Annotated in this window: 14 protein-coding genes; 8 read left to right on the top strand and 6 right to left on the bottom strand. The window is 58.5% G+C overall.

The genetic code is table 11. The annotated features are described in order from the left end of the window. Window positions 1-315 precede the first annotated feature (315 nt). From P3R82_RS04625 to P3R82_RS04615, 3 genes are all read left to right on the top strand, one after another. Entirely contained in the window at window positions 316-1,854 is a 1,539-nt protein-coding gene (locus P3R82_RS04625; RefSeq protein ID WP_283193187.1) for a Wzz/FepE/Etk N-terminal domain-containing protein, read from the top strand. A 63-nt stretch (window positions 1,855-1,917) separates the two neighbouring features. Further along, window positions 1,918-2,700, top strand: a complete 783-nt coding sequence (locus P3R82_RS04620) for a CpsD/CapB family tyrosine-protein kinase (RefSeq protein WP_283193186.1) — start codon at window positions 1,918-1,920, stop codon at window positions 2,698-2,700. 67 nt (window positions 2,701-2,767) lie between these two features. Further along, on the top strand, window positions 2,768-3,961 hold the full coding sequence (locus P3R82_RS04615) for a hypothetical protein (protein WP_283193185.1): 1,194 nt from the start codon (window positions 2,768-2,770) through the stop codon (window positions 3,959-3,961). A 258-nt stretch (window positions 3,962-4,219) separates the two neighbouring features. Here P3R82_RS04615 and P3R82_RS04610 read toward each other — a convergent pair whose 3' ends face one another. After that, complete coding sequence (locus tag P3R82_RS04610) at window positions 4,220-5,014, bottom strand: WecB/TagA/CpsF family glycosyltransferase (protein ID WP_283193184.1); 795 nt, start codon at window positions 5,012-5,014, stop codon at window positions 4,220-4,222. Between the two features lie 253 nt (window positions 5,015-5,267). On the opposite strand from P3R82_RS04610, the gene P3R82_RS04605 reads away from it, so the two are divergent. Further along, window positions 5,268-6,455 carry a glycosyltransferase family 2 protein gene (locus P3R82_RS04605; protein ID WP_283193509.1) on the top strand — a complete coding sequence of 396 codons (1,188 nt, stop codon included), beginning with the start codon at window positions 5,268-5,270 and terminating at the stop codon, window positions 6,453-6,455. A gap of 47 nt (window positions 6,456-6,502) precedes the next feature. Here P3R82_RS04605 and P3R82_RS04600 read toward each other — a convergent pair whose 3' ends face one another. From P3R82_RS04600 to P3R82_RS04590, 3 genes are all read right to left on the bottom strand, one after another. Then, window positions 6,503-8,266 carry a monovalent cation:proton antiporter-2 (CPA2) family protein gene (locus P3R82_RS04600; protein WP_283193183.1) on the bottom strand — a complete coding sequence of 588 codons (1,764 nt, stop codon included), beginning with the start codon at window positions 8,264-8,266 and terminating at the stop codon, window positions 6,503-6,505. A 348-nt stretch (window positions 8,267-8,614) separates the two neighbouring features. Then, window positions 8,615-9,130 carry a nuclear transport factor 2 family protein gene (locus P3R82_RS04595; RefSeq protein ID WP_283193182.1) on the bottom strand — a complete coding sequence of 172 codons (516 nt, stop codon included), beginning with the start codon at window positions 9,128-9,130 and terminating at the stop codon, window positions 8,615-8,617. Window positions 9,131-9,170: 40 nt separating this feature from the next. Continuing rightward, entirely contained in the window at window positions 9,171-10,643 is a 1,473-nt protein-coding gene (locus tag P3R82_RS04590) for an aldehyde dehydrogenase family protein (RefSeq protein ID WP_283193181.1), read from the bottom strand. A 176-nt stretch (window positions 10,644-10,819) separates the two neighbouring features. Here P3R82_RS04590 and P3R82_RS04585 point away from each other — a divergent pair, with 176 nt between their 5' ends. Further along, window positions 10,820-11,731 (top strand): LysR family transcriptional regulator, encoded by a 912-nt coding sequence (locus P3R82_RS04585; RefSeq protein ID WP_283193180.1) that lies wholly within the window; start codon window positions 10,820-10,822, stop codon window positions 11,729-11,731. A gap of 45 nt (window positions 11,732-11,776) precedes the next feature. On the opposite strand, the gene P3R82_RS04580 is transcribed toward P3R82_RS04585, so the two are convergent. Beyond that, entirely contained in the window at window positions 11,777-12,553 is a 777-nt protein-coding gene (locus P3R82_RS04580) for a class II glutamine amidotransferase (protein WP_283193179.1), read from the bottom strand. Window positions 12,554-13,182: 629 nt separating this feature from the next. Between P3R82_RS04580 and P3R82_RS04575 the strand changes: the two genes are divergently transcribed. The 3 genes from P3R82_RS04575 to P3R82_RS04565 all read left to right on the top strand — a co-directional run bounded on the left by P3R82_RS04575 (window position 13,183) and on the right by P3R82_RS04565 (window position 15,006). Then, window positions 13,183-13,923, top strand: coding sequence for a 3-oxoacyl-ACP reductase family protein (locus P3R82_RS04575; protein WP_283193178.1), 741 nt, complete (start codon window positions 13,183-13,185; stop codon window positions 13,921-13,923). Between the two features lie 166 nt (window positions 13,924-14,089). After that, the gene (locus P3R82_RS04570) at window positions 14,090-14,374 is read left to right on the top strand and encodes an alpha/beta hydrolase (protein WP_283193177.1); all 285 of its coding nucleotides are present in this window, start codon (window positions 14,090-14,092) and stop codon (window positions 14,372-14,374) included. Then, window positions 14,374-15,006, top strand: coding sequence for an alpha/beta hydrolase (locus P3R82_RS04565; protein ID WP_283193176.1), 633 nt, complete (start codon window positions 14,374-14,376; stop codon window positions 15,004-15,006). The genes P3R82_RS04570 and P3R82_RS04565 overlap by 1 nt, the downstream gene beginning before the upstream one ends. Here the strand turns inward: P3R82_RS04565 and P3R82_RS04560 are convergent. Further along, the gene (locus P3R82_RS04560) at window positions 14,986-15,891 is read right to left on the bottom strand and encodes a LysR family transcriptional regulator (protein ID WP_283193175.1); all 906 of its coding nucleotides are present in this window, start codon (window positions 15,889-15,891) and stop codon (window positions 14,986-14,988) included. The genes P3R82_RS04565 and P3R82_RS04560 overlap by 21 nt on opposite strands. Window positions 15,892-15,965 lie beyond the last annotated feature (74 nt).

Here is a 15,965-nt window from a genome sequence, read left to right as displayed (position 1 = left end):
ACCATGCGCTTGTCGGCTTACACGCGGTCCAGTGTCCTCGTGGTCGTGGCTGCACGCAATAGACGTCATTTTGCCAGCGCTTTCCGCCCTGCCGCCAAGCACCATTCAACTGTTCGCACTCGCAGCATGGCAAGTATCCCGCCAGCGCATGCGCATATCTGAAGTAAAAATTCATACAGTAAAACCCGACTATCCGAATGTACTAGATGGGTTGCGCGCACATAACCTATCGAGGAACTACCGATTGCTTGGGAAGCGAATAAGATAAAAGTGCATAGGCACCTCATCGGTTTGTAAAGTTTGGGTGATCTCGTAATGAACGCCATCGATCTGAAGTTTTATCTGTCACTTGTTATTCGGAGATGGCCGCATGTACTCACCATCATCGGCCTGTGCGCGGCCACGTCGATTGTCATCGCGCTGCTGATGCCGCGCCAATATCAGTCGACGGCAAAGATTCTCGTTGAAGCACCCCAGATCCCATCGGAGTTGGTCAGGTCTACGGTGCCGACGAGCGCGCTGCAGCAGCTGCAGATTATCCAGCAGCAGATAACCACCCGCGACAACCTAGTCGAGCTGGCCGACAAGCTTGATATTTATGGCGGAGAGCGGGCAAAGCTGGCCGGAGACAAACTCGTCCGGGACATGCAGTCTCGCATCAGCTTCCTGGAATTGCCGCTGAGCAGTGACGGCATGGGCGGCGCGACGCTTCTCAGCGTTTCCTTCGATGCAGAGACGCCCGCGCTGGCAGCCAAAGGCGCCAATGAGGTCGCATCGCTTATATTGACCAGCAACCAGCGCCAGCGAACCGATCGTGCAGGCGATACGCTGCAATTCTTCAACGATGAAGTGAAGCGGCTGGATGATGAGCTCGCCCGCAACGAAGCGGAATTGTTGAAATTCAAGACCGAGAACAAGGACACTCTTCCGGAGAGCCTTAATTTTCGCCGTCAACAGCAGAGCAACCAGCAGGAGCGCCTGGTTTCGCTGGAGCGCGAGGAAGCGGATCTGCGCACACGGCGCAGCATGCTGGTCGAGAGTTTCCGCGCGACCGGGCAATACGCCAACGGCCCCATCAGTCCCGAGCAGCAGATGCTTCAGGATCTGAACAAGGCGCTGGCGGATCAGCTGACGATCTTTTCCGAGACGAGCCCCAACATTGTCGCGCTCCGCGGCCGGATAGCAGCGCTGCGCGCCAAAAGCATGTCCAAGGACGAACAGTCCGCAGGTGGTTCGGCATCGACCGGATTTGAGTTGCAAGTGTCGGACATTACCGATCGCCTGCAGGCGATCGGTCGGGAAAAGGCGGCCCTGAACCTTAGCATTATGGAGCTGACGCGCTCGGTCGGCGCGACACCGTCAACGGAAACCCAGCTGAACGCGCTGGAGAGGACGGTGGCAAACATTCAGACCCAGTACAACACCGCTATCGCGCGCCGCGCGGAGGCCTCGATGGGCAACCAGATCGAAGCGCGCTCGGATGGCGGGCGCTTTTCTCTGCTCGAGCCCGCCACCGCACCTGAAAATGCGTTGCGATCACGTCGCCGCCTGGTCGTTGCGATGGGGCTGGCGGCCGGCATCGGATTGGCGCTGGCATACATCGTTCTCCTCGAAATATCGAACAGAACGATCCGCAGGCCCTCCGAGCTTGCCCAGTTGCTGCAGCGTCAACCTCTGGCGGTCATTCCGTACATTCCGGCACCCTCGGAAATACGATCGCCCTATGCAACGCGTCAGCTCGCGACAGCTTTGACGGCCGGCGCCGTTCCCGCGTCGCTGCTTGTCGTCCACTATTTCTACATGCCCCTGGGAGCAGCGTTCCAGAAGCTGCTGTCCAGCTTTAGGAGCGGGTGACCGGTGAGTTCCAAAACCGAAGCATGCTCAGAATCTTTCGAAGTAACCGTTGGGGTCCAAGTCATGGAACGCGAGAATGTATCTACCTTGAGCCCAGACGCACTAAAGGACAAGGACCGCATGCTCACATCGCGTTTTCACGGGCTGTTGGCTTGGAGCGAACTGTCTCCTCTGAAACTCGATCCCGACGCGATAACACGAAACCGCATAGTGACGGCAAATCGGTCGGATGCTTCGCATGTCGCTTTTGACATGATGCGCACGAAGCTTTTGCAGACGATGAGACAGAACAACTGGAAATCTGTTGCGATCACTTCGCCGACGCCGGCGTGCGGTAAAACCTTTACGGCGTTGAACCTCGCCTTCAGCTTTGGAAATCAACAGGATTGCCGAACGCTGTTGCTGGATCTCGACCTCAGACGACCGCAGGTCGGCAAATCCTTGGGTGTCCGCAATGCCGCCTCAATGGAGAGCTTTCTGCGCGGCGAGATCGAGATCGACGACATTTTCCTGCGCCACGGAGACAATCTGGCAATTGCGGCGAACAGCAGCCCCGCCCATTATTCCGCCGAACTCTTGCAGAGTTCAACGACGGTGGATGTGCTGGCCAATCTGAACAGACGCGTAAATCCGGATATCGTCCTTTTTGATCTTCCGCCCATGCTGTCGACCGATGACACACTGGCATTCCTGCCGAACGTCGATTGTGTCGTTCTCATCGCCGCAGCGGAACAAAGCACGCTAAACGAAATCGACATCTGCGAGCAGACGCTCTCCGAAAAGACGAACGTGTTGGGGGTCGTGCTGAACAAGTGTCAATTCAGCGCCGAGCGATATGGCTACTGATACACTTTCCGCGACCGGGGCGACTTGCGATCTCGCCCGCGCCAACTGAGAGAAAATGAGGCACCCGATGAATGAGACATGGCGACGTGACGTTCTAAAGGTAATGGCTTCGCTGCCGCTGGCAAACCTCGGCTTGTGGCTGGGCGGCATGAACGCCGCCCATGCGGCAGAGCGCTCACTGCTTCCCGGGCCGAGCTTCTTTGTGCGCGGAGCTTACCAGCAGCCGGTTGAAAAGATGGCGCACTGGAAAGCTCTCGGCGTCAACACCATCTTCACGATGAATCGAGGCGCCGACCGCGCGGAATGGACGAAAGAGGCGGAAAAGTACGGACTATACATGGTCCGAGAGCCCGCAGGCGTCGATGACGATTACGTTCTCACAGATCCTGCGGCATTCAAAAAGGACATTTCCAGCCCTTATTTTCTGGCGATTGCCATGATCGATGAGCCGTCCAATTTAAAAGAGGGCGGCAAAGGGATCACCTATGAGGATGTCGGGGTTACGCCCGCTCAAGTCGACACCGTCGCGCGGGTCTTGTTCCGTGGCGGGAAGCCCTTGTGGCTGAATCATGTCGGAAACCACGTCAATAACATCTATGTCGAAAAGATCATGTCCGACTACGCCGACAGCCCATACATCGACTGGCTGGGACACGACTCCTATCCGATCGCCACCGGAAGCGATCTTGTCATAGACATCGACGACTATGCATCGACCCAACAGGGCCATGCTATCGACCGGCTCTCGCGCTGGAGCGGTGGCCGTCCGCAGTTTTCGTTCATCGCACTGACAAAATACGATGCGTCGTCGCCGGGAAGGAAGACAACGCCGGCCGAATTCCGAGTGCAGGCGTGGTCCTCCATTATTCACGGCGCCGTCGGCATCATCTATTTTCCGTTCATGTTCTCCCCGGAATTCTCATACGATGCGACGCCGGAAGACCTGCAGAAGGAACTGCTGGCGTTTCACCTGGAAATCGATGATATCGAAGACATTCTCGTCGACAAGGCGAAGGGCGGCAGGCGACCCTCCAAGCTGCTCAAGTCCGTCCGGACGACGGAAAAGCAGCTGGACGGCACCTTGCCCTTCCCATTTGAAGCATCGGCGATACCGACCAGCTCTGGTGAATACAAGATTATCCAGAACCTGTCGCCGAAACCGGCCGAGCTCACTTACGAAGCGTGGGGGTTGGATAAGGTCAAGTTCCAGCCATACGAATGCAAACGAGGCTTTACGGTAACGGATCTCACCAAGAGCTGACTTGTTTTTCAGAATGATTTTGCTGGTCTCCGGTTGCCTGCCGGAGGAGGGGGCGCGGTCGGTCGTCCGGGTCCGGAAGGCTTCGGCGCGCCGAGGTGTTGGATCGTCATGTCGGCGCTGTGGCCGCCGTTGACGAGCCTGCACCAACGAAGTCGTTCACCGCCGACAGCGCCCGTTTCAAAATCTTAAACCAAGCGGATGTGAACCCGGGGCGGGGTTAGGCGCCGCCGGTTTTTCTGGTGTCGCCTAACGAGCCGTCTACTGGCGTTGATGACGACGGGTGACGAGTTCCTTGGCGAACAATTGCAGCAGCGGACCAACGGCGAAAACATATCGCCGCCACAGCCGTCTGGGATCCGATGCCAGCCGGTGCGCCCACTCCAACCCCAACTGGCGCATCCAGACGGGCGCCCGCTTCTTTTCCCCGAGAAGAAACTCCAGCGATGCGCCGATGCACAGACCCACGCCGCATGCCTCCGGCCGCTGGGCAAGCGCATAGGCAATCTTCTCGGACTGCGGCGATCCGATTGCGATGAAAACAAAGCGTGCTGGCTCCGCGGCCACGAAATCCACGCAGGCCTGCAGGCCCGCAGGATTTTTCAGGACATTTGGAGGGGGAACGAAGCTTCGGAAACGGACGCCGGGAAACACTGTTGCCATCTGCTCCGCGACCATTGAATTGGCCGCGATCAGGGTAATGCGGTCGCCCGGCCGGATTACCGTCTTGAAGATACGCGCCGTCAGGTCCGATCCCGTAACGAGCGGCAGGTCGAGCGCCACGGCGTGCGACAGCGTCGAGATCGGCTTGCTGTCGCAAAGCGACATCCAGGCATCGTCATAGTAGGGCGCAAGCAACCGATCGCCGTTCAGGCGGACGACATGATCGACATTCGGCGTCACGATATAGCGAAAGCGATCCAGAGATTCACTGTTCCTCACGAGGTCGACAGCCGCATCCTGCGCGATCGTATCGAAAGGTGCGCCGAGAAAATAATGGCGTGTCCGGCTTGTCGGCGGAGCAGCCCGCGGAGATTGAACGTCCAGTAGCGGCATCTGTCCCTCCCTTGCGCTCGGGCACGCGTCGGCGTAGTGCGACGCAGAAAAACGGCTGTTCTCTTTCGTTTCAAAGATAATTTATCGGCGAATTCAAGCAATTGGCCGAAGTTCAGCAATTGGATGTATTTATTTCCGCGCGATCTAATCCGGTTCATCATAAGGGACTACCGAAGAGTGATGGGATAATTGTTCATGGCTGTGATATTCATTTTAAATTACGTGAAAACGGAGAGGCGATACTTTGCTATACATGATAGCGCTTCTGTCACTCACGGTGGCCGGCATTGCCTGTTTCGCGCTTGTGGCCATCTTCGCGATCGAATGCATCGCCGGCGCCTGGCCTTCGGGCCGGCGCGCCGAACGTTCGCTTTCCAGTCGGCCCGCAATCGCCGTTCTGATACCGGCCCACAACGAAGCGCTTGGGATTGCCGCGACGCTGAGGAGTATCGGCGATCAGATCCGCGGCGGCGATCGGATCGTCGTTGTGGCCGACAATTGCGATGACGAGACGGCGGCGATCGCGCGCACTTTCGGAGCGGAGGTGATAGAGCGCCGCGATTCCGTCAACCGCGGCAAGGGTCACGCGCTGGCTGCGGGCGTCGCGCATCTGCGGCAGGCGCCGCCGGCAATCGTCGTCTTCATCGACGCGGACTGCCAGATCGCAGGCGGTACGCTGGATGCGCTGGCCGCCGATGTCATGGCATTCAACCGTCCCGTGCAAGCGCGGAACCTGCAGCTGGCGCCGACGGGCGCGAGCATAGGCCTAGCGATCGGCGAATTCGCCTTCCGTATCAAGAACCATGTCCGGCCATTGGGAATGAGCAGGCTCGGCATGCCATGCCTGATGACGGGGACCGGCATGGCGCTGCCATGGAATCTCGTGGAACAGGCGAACCTTGCGACCGGGCACCTCGTGGAGGACATGAAGTTCGCGCTCGAGTTGGCGCAGAAGGGCGCGCCGCCGCGTTTCTGCGAGCAGGCCCTGGTAACAAGCCTTTTCCCAACATCTGCGGAAGCCGTTGAAACGCAGCGGCGGCGCTGGGAAGGGGGGCATCTGGCAATGATGCGCTTCGCGGTCGGCGCGCTTTCCCGTCCGAGCGCATGGCGCAGCGCGGCCTATTGCGCCCTTCTTCTCGACGTGCTCGTACCGCCGCTGACGCTGCTTGCCGCCGCCGTTGCCGTCATGACATTGGTCGCGGCATGCGCGGCAATCCTGGGCGTCGGCCTGCTCCCGCTGGCAATCGCCGTGGCGGCCGCTTTGCTATTTCTGCTGGCAATCAGTCTCAGCTGGGCGGCTTTCGCCACCGAGCTTCTGCCGCCGAGGCAGCTCGTCAGGCTCCCTGCCTATGCCGTCGCGAAACTATACAAATATCCCAGGATGCTGCTTTCATCCGGCCGACACGAATGGGTCAGAACCGATCGCTCGCGCCCGCAATGAAGACGAGCACCGTCCGGGTAGGCGCCAGCGCTGATTCACCGACAGACCTAATCTCTGACCGCCGCGTTACTCAACGGTTCCGGAAGCGGTTGCAGCAGCAAGTGGTCGCGGCCTGACATGCTATCTCCCTGCACCTGTTCCGAGAGGCGATCTTCATCCCGCTGCCGCACGTCTTCGGCAGTATCCTCGATATCCTGCTCCGCGTATCCCAACGTCCGAAGCCCTTCCGTACCCATCAGGTATGCGGACTCGACAGTCTCGCGGATCTGATAATCGACGCCTGCCCGGATCAGTTCGACCGCGTGGCCGCGATCGTAGCTTCTCGCCAGGATCCTGGCTTGTGGAAATTCATGCTGCATCAGTTCCACCATCTGCATCGTCGCCTTTGGATCGTTGACGCAGATCATCAGCGCATCGGCGGAACCGGCCCCGGAATGGCGCAAAGTATCGAGCCTGGTGCCATCTCCAAAAAAGACCTTGAAACCGAACCGCTCGGCATCGCGGATGCGGTCGGGATCGGTGTCGATCACAGACAGGCTGACGCCCCTTGCGAGCAGCAGCTGTGACGCGATCTGGCCAAAACGCCCGAAGCCGATCATCAGTATCCTGCCCTTCAGCTCACGGGCATGGTCAATTCCGTCCATCGACGCTTCGTTGCGCAGCAATCGATCCGCCGCAAGCATGAGAAGCGGCGTCAGGGCCATGGAAAAGATCACGACCGTCGTGAACAAGGCATTCTCGCGCGCGTCGATCACGCCGCCAGCTGCGGCGGCGGAATAGAGCACGAAGGCGAACTCTCCGCCCTGCAGGAACATCGAGGTGCGGTGCATGGCCTTGTGATTGGTGTTGCCGAACAGCCGCGCCACCCCATAGACCACCAGCCCCTTTGCGACGGTGAAGGCGACGAGCATGGACAGGAGCAGCCACCATTCCGCCGCGACGACAGACAGGTCCAACGACATCCCGACGGCAAGGAAGAACAGGCCCATCAGCAGGCCGCGAAACGGCTCGATATCGCTCTCGATCTGGTGGCGATAGCTCGAACTCGACAACATCACGCCGGCGAGGAACGCCCCCATTGCCATGGAGAGACCGGCGGCATCCATCAGCAGCGCCGCCCCCAGAACCACGATCAGCGCCCCCGCCGTCATCACCTCGCGCGCTCGGGCGCGCGCCAACAGCGCGAAGAACGGATTGAGGCCCCATTTGGAAACGCCCAGCAAGGCAAGCAGCGCGCCGACGGCCAACAGGATGTCGATCCAGCCCGACTGCTCTTGCGACAGCGGAGACAGGAATGCGACCACCGCCAGAAGCGGAACAATCATCAGGTCTTCGAAGAGGAGGATCGAGACGGATTTCTGGCCCTCGGCAGTCGATATCTCGCCGCGCTCCTGCAACACCGACATGATGACGGCGGTCGAGGACAGGACGAAACCTGCGCCGGCAACGAAAGCCACCGGTCCCGGTAGGCCGAAGATCAGCGTTCCAGCCAGGGTAAGCGCCGTGGTGGCTGCCGCCACCTGCGCCAGCCCCAGACCGAAAATCTGGCCGCGCATGGCCCAGAGCTTGTGCGGGCGCAGTTCAAGCCCGATCACGAACAAGAACATCACCACCCCGAGCTCGGAAAAACTCAGGATGGACAGCGTGTCGGTGAACAGGGCAAGGACCGACGGACCGACGAGCACGCCGGCCGAGAAGTAGCCAAGAACCGACCCCAGGCCTAGCCGCCGGAACAAAGGCACTGCGGCTACCGCCGCTCCCATTAGTACGATAGCAGGGCCGATCGTCTGCCCCAAGCTCGCTTCCGACATGCACTCGCCTTTCGGTATCAGCTACGCGCAAGAGGCCATGCCGCGTGATTGGTGCCTCTCGTGATTTCGACGCAGTTCCACATTTTGATAAACGGATGAAAATTATGGCCATGGGTCAGCCAAATCGACCAAGTTCCCCCGTGGACTGCTCGCAATCCGCTTTCAAAAATTATTGATAGCGATGCAAGGACCGACAGAATAGTCGCGTGATCGGCAAAGGGCTGTCGCAGATCCTGCAACACAAAATACCTGGCTGTCGAAGCTGAAATTCGGTCGACAATCAGAACCGACAACGCCGGCAAGCGCCATAAGCAGGATTACGGCTTTCCAGGAAGGGTTTCATCGCTCTCAGACGCTGATCTCCAATCCATCCGGATCTGCCTTGATGAGGTATTCGCCACCGCCTCTGAAACTGCGGACGGTCGCGAAGGTATCTTCCATGAATTGCACGTAGGACAATTTGCCGTTCCCGCCACGCGCCAGAACTGCAAATGGAGATGTCACCGTTTTGCGCAGAACGTGTGATGTGTAAGTGAACGTGCCGAAGATCGCTGCGCCGTCCTTATTTTCAAAACTGTCCTGAACTTCGAAGTTGTCCGTCCTCCAATATCGTCCGACATCGATAAAGGTCTGAACGAGCCCCTTGGTGCCTTGGCTGGTTCCGGCCCAAGGCATGATCTGCTTCAGTTCCGGATGGTCGTAATTGAGCGAGACATATGTGAAGTCGTCAGTCGTAAATTGTTTGACGAAATCCAAATCGGTTGGGTTCGACAAGATCGACTGAAGTACCGCTAAAGGCGACGCCGGGGATGCGGGCACCGCGATAGACAAATTCGTAGCGAGAGCAGGTGCGGTTGTGGACATGGTTGATTCCTACGTTTGGATAATGCGGCGCATTGAGATGTCAGGGTTGCTTCAAGCCGGGCTTGAGCGCGATGTGCTTATGCTCGATGAAATCGTCCAGAGCGGCCAAGCCGTTCAAACGGCCAAGACCGGACTGCTTGAAACCGCCCTCCTCTGTACCGTCGTAGACCTTCGCCCAGTCATTGATCCACACCGAGCCGGCTTCGAGCGCTTGCGCTACACGCAGGGATCTGTCCAAGTCGCGCGTCCAGATACTGGCCGACAATCCGTACTCGTTGTCATTGGACAGTCGAATTGCTTCCGCCTCATCGGAAAACCGCTGGATTGTCAGCACCGGACCAAAGGTCTCTTCCTGGATGATGGCGAGACTATTGTCGGAGACTTCCAAGAGAGCCGGGCGGAAGAAGGCGCCTCTCGAAAGCGGGCCGACCTTGATAGGACCGCCACGTTCGGCCACCTTGGCTCCTGCGGCCAGAGCGGTCTCGACAACGCCATCGACCCGCTCCACATTCGCGCGATCGATCATGGGTCCCATATCGCTGGAGGGGTCAGCAGCTGGGCCGACCTTGACGTTGCGTAACCGCTCAGCCAACGCGTCTCGAACGGCTTCGTACTTTCCATTCTGCACGAGCAAGCGGGATCCCGTCATGCAGAACTGGCCGCTGAAGACAGTCAGCGCTTTTTCTAGAACCGGCAATGCGGCATCAAGATCTGCGTCGTCAAATACAATCATCGGCGTCTTTCCGCCGAGCTCCATCCCAAACCGCTTGAGGTGCCTTGCGCCAGTGCTGCTGATGGCGCGACCGGTACGTGTCGATCCGGTGAAGCTGACCACCGGCACCTCAGGCGAATCCACGAGATAGCTGGAACCCTCCAAGCCGCTTTCGAAGAACAGATTTATGACACCGTTCGGCAGGCTTTCTGCTTCGGCCATGACCTCTGCCATAACGCTTGCAGTCTGCGCGACTTGCGCTGGGAGCTTGACGACCGTGGTACACCCGGCGGCAAGCGCCGGGGCAAGCGACCGGATCGTCAGAACAACCGGGGAGTTCCAGGGAGCGATGACCGCGGCGACCCCCATTGGTTGCCGAAGGATCAGAGAGATGCTGCCAGGCTTCGGTGTAATCGCCCTGCCGCCTTCAACTAAGGAAGTCGCTGCCGAGTAGCGCAACTTGCTCGGAACCATATCCAGTTCGAACGCGGCTTCCGCCTTTACCTTGCCGTTCTCCAACGACAGAATTTCAAGCAGTTTGGCTCGATTGCGCTCGAAGGCACACGCCAGTTGCTCGAGCACGCGAGCCCGCAGTTCGTGATCATGGACCCACATGGTCTCGTGGAAGGCTTTGCGAGCGGCCGCCACCGCTGACTTGGCTGCCTGGAGGCCAGCGTCGGGGTAGTGGCCGATCACGTCATATGTCGCTGGGTCGATTGACTCTTTCAACGGACCTTCTTGGCACTGAGAGCCATTGATCCAGTTGAACGCCTTGTGGCTTATGACGCTGTTGGGCACCATCTTCACAGTCCTTTTCAAACGTTCAGTTATCGTCTGCCGCAGCGATGCGATGCCCCGCTTGATCCGTCAGAAAGGTCACTCCCCTGAACTTGGCCGCGTCAGCAGTCTTCCGGATCAATTTGGACGAGCGAAGCAGTTGACTGAATAGGGATTTCCGTCGCATCATACCGGACATAATGTCTTCAATCCTTTCGATAGAGTCTCTTAGCGGCCTGATCGCCTTTTCCGTCGCGGTGGAAACTGGAAGTTTTGCGGCTGCGGGAAGAAAACTTGGGCTTTCCGCATCGGCCGTGGGCAAAGCGGTGGAGCGGCTTGAAGCGCGATTAGGCCTGCGATTGCTGTATCGTACCACCCGGTCGCTAGCCGTGACGGGCGAGGGCGACGTCCTCTATCGTCACGCTGCGCGCATCTTGAGAGACCTTCAAGCCGCGGAGAATGAGCTTCATCTGCTTCAGAAAGCACCACGAGGTCGCCTCAAAGTAAGCGTGCCGACTGTGATGGGGCGCAAGATTATCATGCCGGCACTGCGCGATTTTCAGGCCAGCTTCCCTGATATAACGATTGATATCAGTCTTGATGACGTGAAGGTCGATATCATTGAGGGTGGATATGACGTGGTTCTGCGGCTTGGTGAATTGGACGATTCAACCTTACGCGCACGAAGGATCGGGCCACACAGGTTCATTACGTGTGCATCACCAGACTATCTTGCGCGGTATGGGATGCCTTTGAGCCCGGCAGATCTCCTCGATCATTGTTGTATTCATTATCGCTTCCCAACCACCGGTCGGCCGGAGATCTGGGCCTTCAAGAATTTTCAACAAGCGAAGCCAATCAAACCGGCCATCGTCTTGAACGATGGCGAAGCATTGGCGTCTGCCGCTGTCGGCGGTCTGGGGATTATTCAGGCGCCAAGCTATCTCGTAAGTGAAGAGATTACCGCAGGCCGGCTTCAACCGCTCCTTTGCGATCACACAGCCGATCGCGGCAGTGTTTCGCTTGTGTGGCCGCCGATGTCGGCACGAGTTCCGAAAGTACGTGCCTTCATCGACTTCATCGCCGATCGGGTCTTCGAAGAGCTATACTAAGTAAGCTTGTTTGAGAGTTGGCTTCGAGGGATCAAGCCGGAAATTTCACTGAAACTTCCCGGGTCTGAACTCTACTTTTTGTAGTGCCTGCCCATCTGTAGCGATTGCGGTACCGGGTGAAACCTCTATCCAACCGGCACTGTCATCAAGCGGCTCGGAGCCTATCACGACGCCGTCATCTTTCACTTGATAGAACAGACTTGGAACGAAACGATCTGAAGCGTAACGAGCAGCGTAGACTTTCTTTCCATCGCTCCAGCACGCCGCGAAACGCATTTGTGGCGTGTACTCGGCTTCCCGAGCCAACGTCTGAACCTGTCCGACCGCTTGTTCCATCGCCGCGATGGGAGCCTGGTCGAGCCCCAGGCCCGCAGCAACGAGGAAAATTGCTTCACTGTCGGTGGCTCCATAGCGCTGAGCGTAGCACTCCGGCGGTATCATTCCGTCAAGCTTCTGCCGCAGCTGCAGATGCCCGCCAAGTTGCCCGTTGTGCATGAAACTCCATCGGCCCCTGCTGAACGGATGGCAGTTATTGCGTGAGGTGGCCGTCGACGTCGATGCGCGTACGTGTGCCAGGAACACGCTGGCCCTGGTGTGAGATGCAATTTGCGTCAGGTTTGCGTCCGACCAAGCGGGGTAGATGTCTTTGTAGATGCACGGCGTCTCGCGTTCCGAGTACCATGCAAGCCCGAAACCGTCGGCATTGAGCGACGTTTTCCCGATCAATGCCGATCGGCTCAGAGCTACAAGCGATTGATCGGCTTTGAGTACGAAATCATCAAGAAAGCGCGGGGCTCCGATCCAGGCAAGGAAGCGGCACATCAGATGACAACCTCGACAGTGTCGCTCGATATCCGAAAGCAACTGCCATGCGATACGTAGCTGGCAATGTCGGCGTATAGTCCGCCGGCGGGATGGGGTGACTTGATCAAGCTTGGCATCGCAAGCTGGAGAAGCGATTGCGTTAGGGATGCCTTGTCCGGAGTGATGCTATCGGTAGAACCTGCGCGTTCCATTGATTTTCCCCATCTCGACCATCGCAATATACAACTGATGTTACCTGCTCGGTAGTCGCAAAGGTTGTGTTTCTGTGTTGCGGACCGGGGAACGCGCCTCGACGGACTCCACTGCATCCAAGAAATCAACGAGGGTCGCTCATCGCAGTGACTTGAGCGACCGTTGTCGGTCAGCGACAGGCGGGGTGCCGAACATGCTCTTGTATTCCCGGCTAACCTGCGAGGCGCTTGCGACGGAGAGCCCGCGATCGGTCAACCGTCTTTCGACGGGATGCCCGGCAGCGTTCCTCCTTTTGCAACTCGGTTTAGCGGTTCTCGGCACTACGAGATGACAACTGGACGCACGAAATGTGGATCAGCGTATCGAAGATCGCTTCCCGGACCATATGCATTTCTCCTGACTACTCGAACCAACATCTTGGAAAGGATAGACTTATGATTGATCTTAGAGGCAAGCGCGCGCTCGTAACCGGCGGCTCTCGCGGGATCGGCGCCGCCATAACGTTGGCGCTCGCAGAGAACGGTGCCGACGTTGCGTTCACCTATCAACACTCCGCGGAGAAGGCCGGAGCGTTGGCCAGCTCCATCGAGAACTTGGGACGCCGAGCGATCGCAATCCAGGCCGACAGCGCCGACCCGAATGCCATAACGCGCGCTGTAAACGAGGCGGTCTCATCGCTTGGCGGGATCGACATCCTCGTCAATAGCGCCGCTATTGGCCATATGGGGACGATCGCCGACCTTGATATCGATGAATTCCAGGCCGTGATGGACGTCAACGTGCGAGCGCCGGTGCTTTTCGCCAAGCATGTCATCCCGCATCTTGCCGAAGGTGGGCGGATCGTGACGATCGGTTCGGCACTGGGGGAAAGAGTGCCATTTCCCGGCATAACACCTTACGCCATGTCCAAAGCCGCGCTGACCTCGTTCACCCGTGGTCTTTCTCGTGAACTCGGTCCCAAAGGCATCACCGTCAACCTGGTGCAGCCTGGCGCGACGGATACGGACGCCAATCCGGCAAACGGGGCAGCTGCCGATTTCCAGAAGAGCCTCACGTCGCTCGGCCGGTATGGCGATCCACGGGAAATCGCCAATGCTGTCGTTTTCCTGGCAAGTCCGGCCGCGAGCGTGATCACAGGCGCGACCCTTACCGCCGATGCGGGCGCCCTCGCCTGACGCGGGCACGATGAGCAAGGCACTGGCCGACGTTTCTTCGGCCGGTGCCTACGGGTGACGCGGACGGTCGAGTCGCTGGAGATCTGGCGGCGCTCGCCTATTCCGGTGCAGTGCTCAAGGCGGGCGAAATTCAATTTTGTTTCCATTGATGAAGAGGAAAGCAGAGATGAAGCGCATTTCTTTCATGAACGGGCAGATCGATGTCATCGGCAATATTCATCTTCCACCCCATTTCGATGAAAGCCGAAAATATCCAGCGCTTGTGCTGGCGACGCCCGGCAGTAGCGTCAAAGAGCAGATCGGCACGATCTATGCCGAGCGTCTGGCGGCACATGGCTATCTCGCACTGACATTCGACCCTTCATACCAGGGAGAAAGCGGCGGGGAGCCGCGGATCTTGAAGATCCGGCTTCCCGTGTCGAGGACATTCATTGCGCCGTCGACCATCTGATGACGTTGCCCTATGTGGACGATGCGCGTATCGGGCTTTTGGGCATCTGCGCCGGTGGTGGCTATGCCATCAAGGCTGCTCTGACAGAACCGCGCTTCAGGGCAATCGGAACCATCGTCGCCAACGATATCGGCGAGGCTTTGAGACGGCTGCTCCCAGACTTTCGCCAAACTCTCGCGGATGTCGCAAAGCAGCGCACTGCGGAAGCGCGTGGCGCCGCGCCGCGCCGCGACCCCTGGATTCCGGACAGCTTGAAGGACGCCGAGGAAGCCGGTATTGACGACCCCGATCTTTTGGAAGCGGTCACCTTCTACCGAGAATCGCAATATCGCCATCCAAACTCGACCAACCGCCTGCTGTTCACCAGCTACGGAGGTTTGCTCGGTTTCGACGCCTTCGGCCTCGTGCCCGATTTGCTGACACAGCCGATTCAAGTCATAGTTGGCGGTCGTCGCGGGGCAACAGGTCAGTTTGAGGCAGGCCAGCGCCTGTTCGATCTCTCGCCTGCCGAACACAAGCACTTTCTGTCAGTCGAGGGAGCCGGCCACTACGACATGTATTACAAGCCCGAATATGTGAGCCAGGCGGTAGAGCGGCTGGTGAAATTCTATTCACAACACCTTGTCGCTTAGTGGTGCCGAATGTTGATCCAGCTTGTCGAAGCATGCGATCATCATTTCGATCAGCACGCGAATTTTCTTTGATGGATGTTGACCTGGTGGCCGCAGGACGAAAATGCCTCCTGGCGGCGGCGGATAGCGGGTCATCACCGGAACGAGGGCTCCGGACGCTATATGTTCCTCCGTCAGGCCGTCGGGAACTCTGGCAATGCCGATCCCGGCCAATGCGGCGGCTACGAGCGCGACACCATTGTCAGCCTTGAAACGCCCCTGCGGTCGGATGGTGACGATCGCGTCACCATCCTTGATTTGCCAGGATTCGGTCCCCTGCAGGAGTGCTTGATGATCGAGCATTTCGTCCGGTGTCTCGGGTGAACCGTGTGCTTTGATATAATCCGGACTTGCAACATACTTCCCATGCACCGGACCTACCCGTCTTGCGATGAGATCTGAATCTTGCAGATAGCCGACCCTTATCGCGCAGTCGAACCCTTCGGCGATTAGGTCGACGAAGCGATCGGTATAGCAGGATTGGATTTGGAGCTGCGGATGCTCCCGCGCCATCCGAGCGAAGACGGGCGCAAAGTGCGTTGGGCCGAAAGTTAGCGGCGCAGCAATCCGGAGGCGGCCGCGGATTTCGCCGGCGGGAAGGATTGTCTCGCGCGCCGCATCGATCTCGGCACAAGCCCTTGCCGCGTAGTCTCGAAACGTCGCCCCGGCCTCGGTCAACGCGGTGCCTCGGGTCGTCCTTGCCAGAAGCTGCGCACCAAGTTCAGATTCGAGGCGCGCGATCCGCCGACTGACCATCGATTTGGAAATGCCCAGCCGAGCTGCGGCTGATGTGATTGCCCCGGAATCGGCAACTTCCACGAACGTTCTCAGATCCTCAACATCCACTAGGCGTTCCTCATTCTGCGACACAGCTTAGCATAGCCCAGGACTACCGCAGCACAACCGGGAATGACAAGTTC

Source organism: Rhizobium sp. AN80A (assembly GCF_030053015.1).
GTDB lineage: Bacteria > Pseudomonadota > Alphaproteobacteria > Rhizobiales > Rhizobiaceae > Rhizobium > Rhizobium metallidurans.
This window is presented reverse-complemented; position numbering and strand designations above follow the sequence as displayed.

What these genes read in the sequence shown, in the direction of transcription:
- P3R82_RS04620 (WP_283193186.1), top strand. Translation starts at nt 1,918, where the DNA reads ATGGAACGCGAGAATGTATCTACCTTGAGCCCAGACGCACTAAAGGAC.
- P3R82_RS04580 (WP_283193179.1), bottom strand. Translation starts at nt 12,553, where the DNA reads ATGTGCCGCTTCCTTGCCTGGATCGGAGCCCCGCGCTTTCTTGATGAT.
- P3R82_RS04600 (WP_283193183.1), bottom strand. Translation starts at nt 8,266, where the DNA reads ATGTCGGAAGCGAGCTTGGGGCAGACGATCGGCCCTGCTATCGTACTA.
- P3R82_RS04590 (WP_283193181.1), bottom strand. Translation starts at nt 10,643, where the DNA reads ATGGTGCCCAACAGCGTCATAAGCCACAAGGCGTTCAACTGGATCAAT.
- P3R82_RS04610 (WP_283193184.1), bottom strand. Translation starts at nt 5,014, where the DNA reads ATGCCGCTACTGGACGTTCAATCTCCGCGGGCTGCTCCGCCGACAAGC.
- P3R82_RS04585 (WP_283193180.1), top strand. Translation starts at nt 10,820, where the DNA reads ATGTCTTCAATCCTTTCGATAGAGTCTCTTAGCGGCCTGATCGCCTTT.
- P3R82_RS04595 (WP_283193182.1), bottom strand. Translation starts at nt 9,130, where the DNA reads ATGTCCACAACCGCACCTGCTCTCGCTACGAATTTGTCTATCGCGGTG.
- P3R82_RS04615 (WP_283193185.1), top strand. Translation starts at nt 2,768, where the DNA reads ATGAATGAGACATGGCGACGTGACGTTCTAAAGGTAATGGCTTCGCTG.
- P3R82_RS04605 (WP_283193509.1), top strand. Translation starts at nt 5,268, where the DNA reads ATGATAGCGCTTCTGTCACTCACGGTGGCCGGCATTGCCTGTTTCGCG.
- P3R82_RS04625 (WP_283193187.1), top strand. Translation starts at nt 316, where the DNA reads ATGAACGCCATCGATCTGAAGTTTTATCTGTCACTTGTTATTCGGAGA.
- P3R82_RS04570 (WP_283193177.1), top strand. Translation starts at nt 14,090, where the DNA reads ATGAAGCGCATTTCTTTCATGAACGGGCAGATCGATGTCATCGGCAAT.
- P3R82_RS04575 (WP_283193178.1), top strand. Translation starts at nt 13,183, where the DNA reads ATGATTGATCTTAGAGGCAAGCGCGCGCTCGTAACCGGCGGCTCTCGC.
- P3R82_RS04565 (WP_283193176.1), top strand. Translation starts at nt 14,374, where the DNA reads ATGACGTTGCCCTATGTGGACGATGCGCGTATCGGGCTTTTGGGCATC.